The organism is Pseudoalteromonas holothuriae (assembly GCF_945859825.1).
In the GTDB taxonomy this organism is placed as follows: domain Bacteria; phylum Pseudomonadota; class Gammaproteobacteria; order Enterobacterales; family Alteromonadaceae; genus Pseudoalteromonas; species Pseudoalteromonas holothuriae.
Window position 1 is genome coordinate 1 of the sequence record NZ_CAMAPC010000041.1, and the last position, 6,507, is coordinate 6,507.

Consider the following 6,507-nt stretch of genomic DNA (forward strand, 5'->3'; position numbering starts at 1 on the left):
CACCATCCGTGAATAAAATACGCCCTTGGGTGTTGTTAACACTACGAGTTCCTCCTGTATAAATATACGCAGAAGTACTCACTGAAATAGTTATATTGGCCGTTTGCTCTTGATGGTCTTTAACACTTAGTACTACCTGCTCATGTGTTTGCTCGTTTGGCGCGTTGCCCACTAACGCTTGTGCGTCTGAGTCGTAACTAAGCCATGCAGGAAGTTGCTGCGCAACTATTGATAAAGGCACAGCCATATCAACATTAAATTGCAATGGAATGCGTACAGCCTCACCGCGTTGAATGGCTATTGCTGTGTTACCTAAATAGCTTGGTAACGGGTCATAGCTGATGGCCTGTTCAATTTCAGCTGCACTTAACGCTAAATTTGGGTCACGAGCAAACTTCAAATCCACTTTGTTATGACTTGAATCAAACCAGTTTTTAATCGTAATACTGTGCTGACCATCTTGCACGTTTACAATCAAATCTTGATAATTACGTTTAAAAACTAAGGCTTCATGGCCAAAAGAAACGTTTGTTTCGAATAATAAAGTGCCGCCATTATCTTCAATGGTGTCATGACCACCACTAAATGCGTATGTGTCATGCCCTGCACCGCCTCGGTATACATCATCACCCGTACCGCCTTCTAGGCGCTCATCACCTTTATCGCTCCCTACAACAATCACGTTATCTAACGTAAACGGGTTTAATTGCGCATCGCTGTCGCCTTCAAATACAACAAAATCCTTATTGTCGAATTGTTTATGCAAGGTTAGTACGTCATTTGAGTCTTTAAATGCTATTTGGAAGGTGTCATCAGCATATTTATAAATATCAACATCGCTGCGCTTAACCTCTTTTAGCATTAACTTATTGGACTTCTCAAAATTTGTAGAGTCACCGACAAAATCAATAAGATCTGAACCATCGCCTTTTTTATAAATGATTGTTTGGCCTCGTGCCCCTGTTATGAGGTCGTTGCCCTTACCTGCTTCTATTACTTCTCGATAGTCACCACTTGCATAAATCATATCTCCTAGATCACTACCTTTAAAATTTGAGTCGCTCTCACCAAGAGAATGTAACACCCCTACTAGAGTATCTAACTCGAGTATTTCTCCATCATCAAATTGAACCTTATTACTGGCATTAAGCCATTTATCGAGTCCTAATTCTCCTCGATACGGCTTATTGCCGTGAAATATATCATTATCAAATAACCGAACAACAACATCACTCTCGTTTGTTCGAGCGAATACTAGTTTTTCTTTATCAAAGCCTTTCAACTTAAGTAGTTGGTTTTGTCCAAAGTTTATAATTTGAGATGACCATGTTCGTTGGTCAGATCCAACGTACTGACGAACGACTGTATTATTACTACTCTGCAAAAAAGCTCGGTCACTCTCGGTGGCTGAAAGGTGAACTGTATGGTTGCCTGCTTGTAAAAAGAACGTATCCGCTTTAGAGCTTCCATGTAGAACACTCCCGCTTTGATAGCTTATGACTTCTCTGCCGATATCATTTACTTTAACTGGCGACTCTGAATCAGAGAATTGAATATAATTGTTACCATCAATCCAGTTTTTAAGAACTATATGGTTTGCGTTACTTTTTAACTTAAGCTCTAAAAAACCATCGCGCTGTGTAAAAACCACTTCACTTCTAGCAAGGTCTTTAAATTTAAGTACTTGACCATTGTCATGGTTTTCTATTTTTATCCGTTCAGCTGTTGACCTAAAATGACTCTCCTCTAACAGTAATGTGGTATTAGAACCAAATGTATGTATGGTTTTAAGGTTTTGTCCACCAGTAACTTGAATATTGTCTCCCTCAACAAAAAGTCTCTTTACATCACCTTGGACTGTTACACTCTGATTTGACTCGACTAAAACCAGCTTCCCAACCTCAATCGCTGAGATAAATTCAGCTAAACTATAAACGTTACCGCCACCAGGCAAGTCGATACGGCCGGCATTATCCCCCTGCCATCCATGCACCGTTAACTCACCTGAGGCGGAGCTAATGACAAAACCATCGGATGTCTGACGGTACTCAAGCTCTTCTATCGGGTGGGTTAAGGAAATTATTTGGTCATTACCTTCGGTATGAATAGTATGATTACCTGCCCTTACAAAAAACCAGTCACCATCGGATGAAGAGTAAACAGTGTCATTACCGCCGCTAAGAGATATTGCATCCGCGCCTTCACCATCATAAATAATATTATCAGCTTGCGTACTATCAATCCGATTAACCCTGGGCGCATCTAGTACTACCTTAGCTTCGTTTCGTAGCTCTTGAATAGTAAATTGCCGCGCTTGACCGTTCTCTTTAAAAGTAACACTCCCAGAACTACCTTCTAAATAAAGCACATCACCTTCTGTAGGCATCACAAGTTTCAGAGCTACTCCTTGCATCTGCACCTGTATGTCTTGCCTTTTCAGGCCGTTAATTTCAACATCAACAGGAGATGCAGTAACGTAATCAACACCATCTCCTTGGTTGTAAATCAACCTAAATGGTTTTACTCCCCTCCTATCATGGCCCATAAACACATAGTCATTACCCTTACCTGTTTCTACTGTGCCATCAAATGAGCCATCTACTTTTATTCGCTCATTATCATTGCTACCAACAAACGTATGTTGACCTTCAAATGCTTGTTTAAAAATGCCAAAGCGACCCTGTTCAAAGGGTAAATAAACTTCGTCTGCAAATTTTATATAGCTATTATTTCGGTGCCATCCTTTAAGTGTTATCTGCTCTGCTGTATTTTTAAATTTAACAATTACATTGCCACTATATTCCATGAGGCTAGGGGTGATTATATCTACATCTTCACGAGACACCCCATGTAACACAAGGGCATTACGTTCGGAGGCATCGGCATAATATTTATCATTACCGTCGCCAGCACGGTAATGATACGTATGACCTTTACCCCACAGCCTAATGTCATCGTCCCCTTTGCCTGCAAACACAACCGACGGTGTACGTGAGTGCATAAATGCATTGGCGTCCAGTTTGTTATCACCATCACCTAGATATAAGGTATCTGCATTTGCACCTGCTGCATCATTAGTAGCACCTGAACCTGAACCAATGAAAATGTTGTTTATTATTTGGTATTCAGAGCTTGCAGCAAAACTCCATGGTGCTGGCACATCTCCTTGATAAAACCTATCGACTTTTAGATTCCAATTAGTATCTGCATCTTGAGAGATTTGTGCTCTATCTAACGTTGCGTCTTTGAGGTTAACCTGTGTGAGTTGGCTTTTAATACTGGCATCTAACGAATACCAGTCTTTTACAATAATATGCTCATTGCCGCCAACAAAGTTATATACACCTTTTAACTGAATAATGAGATCACTGCTGTCACTTGATTGGTGAAATAATACTTGGTCATTCGAGAAGGCGGATAAGTCTAACTTATTAACATCAATATCGAGTTCAACCATTCCATCAGCAAGTGCATAATGCATTGTAGAATTACTCACCAGTGAATCTATATCTACTAGCTCATCACCCGACTTGATATAACCTTTATTCTCTCCTTGCCAACCATGAATCGTAACGTTTACACCTTGGCCTCCAGTGACTTCATACCCTCCATCAAATCGGGTAACCATTATGTCGTTAAATTTCATCCATCTTATATCTAATATTTGTTCGCTACCTTGCGTATAAATAACGTCACTACCAGTACTGGGGATAAAAATATCACCCTTTGATTGCGAGTAAATAACATTATTTCCAGAATACAAGTTAATCTGCTGCGCACCTTCTAAATCGTGAACAACATTGTCAGCTTTATTACCATGCAAGTAATCAACACCAACACCACCTTGAATCTGTGTTACTTGAGCCGCTAGCTCCGCAACAGTAAATGACTCAGGTTGACTACCATTAAATGTTATAGAATCATACTGACCTTTTATAAGAATCGCATCGCCTAGTGTTGGCAGCACAATTTTTAGCATTGTGCCTTCAATCACCACTTCAGCATCTGCACGGTTAACTCCATTTATTTGGATATTTCCTCTAACACCATAAAAATGATCCGTCCCATCTCCTGGGTTATGAACAAAATTCAGCTCACTTGAAGTGTTCGGTACCATAGGCCTATATATGAAGTCATTACCTTTACCAGCTACAATTTCTCCATTAAACTCGGTACTCAAAATAATTCTATCGCTATCCTTAGTACCTATAATTTGAGTGTCAGAGTTATGAGTACGAATAGTATTACCTAGCATTCCTTCAAAATGCTTTGGAATGACATCCCCTTCAAATTGAATATGATTATTATTAAATAACCAGCCCTCTAGCGTGATTTGTTCTCCTGAACTGTTCAGCGTAATAATTACATCGGTACCTTCATGCCTGACTAATACATCATCCCTAGATATGTCGTGTAAAACGAGAATATTGTCTGACATTCTGGCCGCTTTAATCGTGTCGTTACCATCTCCTTTTTGGTAATGAAAAGTAGTTCTTGACATTATCAGTTCAAAAGTATCGTCGCCTTTACCCATATACAACGTGCGAGCATGGGACGGAAGCAAACCTCTTGCATCATATCTATCGTTACCTGAGCCCATATAAGTTTGATCTGCAAACAATGCACCTGTATCAAAAGAGTCATTGTCAGGACTACCTATAAGAATTCGATTGATTTGGTCAATATCAAAAAGTGGGTTGCCCCAAAGTGATGTGGGAGCTTGTTGAAAAAAACGATCTTTTTGCAAATCCCAGTTAGTATCTGCATCTTGAGAGATTTGTGCTCTATCTAACGTTGCGTCTTTGAGGTTAACCTGTGTGAGTTGGCTTTTAATACTGGCATCTAACGAATACCAGTTTTTTACAATAATATGCTCATTACCGCCAACAAAGTTATATACACCTTTTAATTGAATAATTAGATCAGTGCTGTCGCTAGACTTGTGGAAAAAAACTTGGTCTCGGTTAAACTCACTTAAATACAGTTCGTGGTAGTTTTTATCCAATGATACCATACCGCTATCAAGGTTATATTGATAAACACCTAATGGTAATGATTGCGCCACCGGCGCACTGGCAAATGACATTGCCCTCATCATGGGTGGTTTAGGCGCTGCGCCCACTTGGCTGAATGTTGGCGCAGTTAAACGGTTGAGTTGTTCGTCAAGCTCTGCCAAGGAAAGCGTTAACTGGCCATCCGCAAGCCAGTTTGATGTATCAAGCGCTCGCTCATACTTGGTTGAATGAATTTGATCATGTGCTTGATTGAATATTACTCGAGTAACAAACCCTTGTTCATCCACTTTGGCGGCTTTTCGCCCTGCTTCGTCATAAAATACATAGCTACGCGCACCCTGCGTGCTTTCGCTTACTACCTTGCGGTTTTGTTTATCAAGATAAAAACGTTCTATGCCCTGACTGCTATCACCAAAAGATGTACCATAAGCAATCGATACCAAAGCACCCGTTTTATCAAAACTGTGCGTTTGCCATTGTGTGTTGTCATCAACAATGGCAAGTCGTCGCGATTGTTCATCATATATGTACTGTGTAGTTACACCTTCACTGCTTATTTTTGCCAGCATACGGCCCAAGCCGTCATAGCTATAGGATGTTTGCCCTGCTTTAGTGTCTACCTCTTGTTGCAACAAACCGTATGGGTCATAAACATAGTGCGTATTACTTACTATATTGGTTGGGTTACCCAAGCTATCTGCACTTAAATAGCGCACTAAACTTTTTAGCTGCCCTCTAAAGTCGTAGCTATAACGTGTTTGCTGTTGAGCACTCAGGTCAATACTTGTTAACCACTGAGATAAGCTATCATACGAATAATGGTTATCTGTGTAGTTGGCATTAGTATACACATGCTGACTAGCTCGCAAACCTGTGGCGTTATAGCGATACTCTGTTACTTGGAAAGTGTCGTTTTTTTGTTTTTCTAGACTAAATATTAAGCGCTGCTGAGCATCATACACATAGCGGCTTTCATCATCATTGCGGATTTCTAAAACCAGTTGGTTATATTCGTTGTACTGACGCGTAATTTGACTATCACTACTTTGCTCTTTAGTTAAATTACCACGCTCATCATAAGTATATTCAGTGGTACGACCTAAGCCATCGGTAACGTGTTTTAACTTACCAAGTGCATTCCCTGAGCTATGGTAAACATACTCATTACGAATGATTTGATTATTAACTACCTGCTCTTTACCAACTAAACGCTGCTTATCGTCGAAGAAGTAATCAACATAATTGCCGCCAATGCTTACTCGTGTATGATTCTCACTTATGTATTGGTAACGGGTAATATGACCTTCACCATTTGTGATAGTGTGAACACGGTAGTCATCACCATGCGCTTCATAGCCTATAGTCAGTGCCGTACCGTCTGATTGGCTAACAGTGCGAACGCGGTTGCCATCACCGTGGTAGGTGTATTTGGTTTCATACACCTTGCCATCGGCAATTGCATTGTCATCAGGAGTTAAGTCTACTTTAACTG

1 protein-coding gene is annotated in these 6,507 nt (G+C 40.3%); it reads right to left on the reverse strand.

Annotation, left to right across the window (positions count from 1 at the left end):
• The coding region (locus tag OCI93_RS20605; RefSeq protein WP_410007655.1) for a calcium-binding protein at positions 1–6,507 on the reverse strand (6,507 nt) is incomplete at both ends.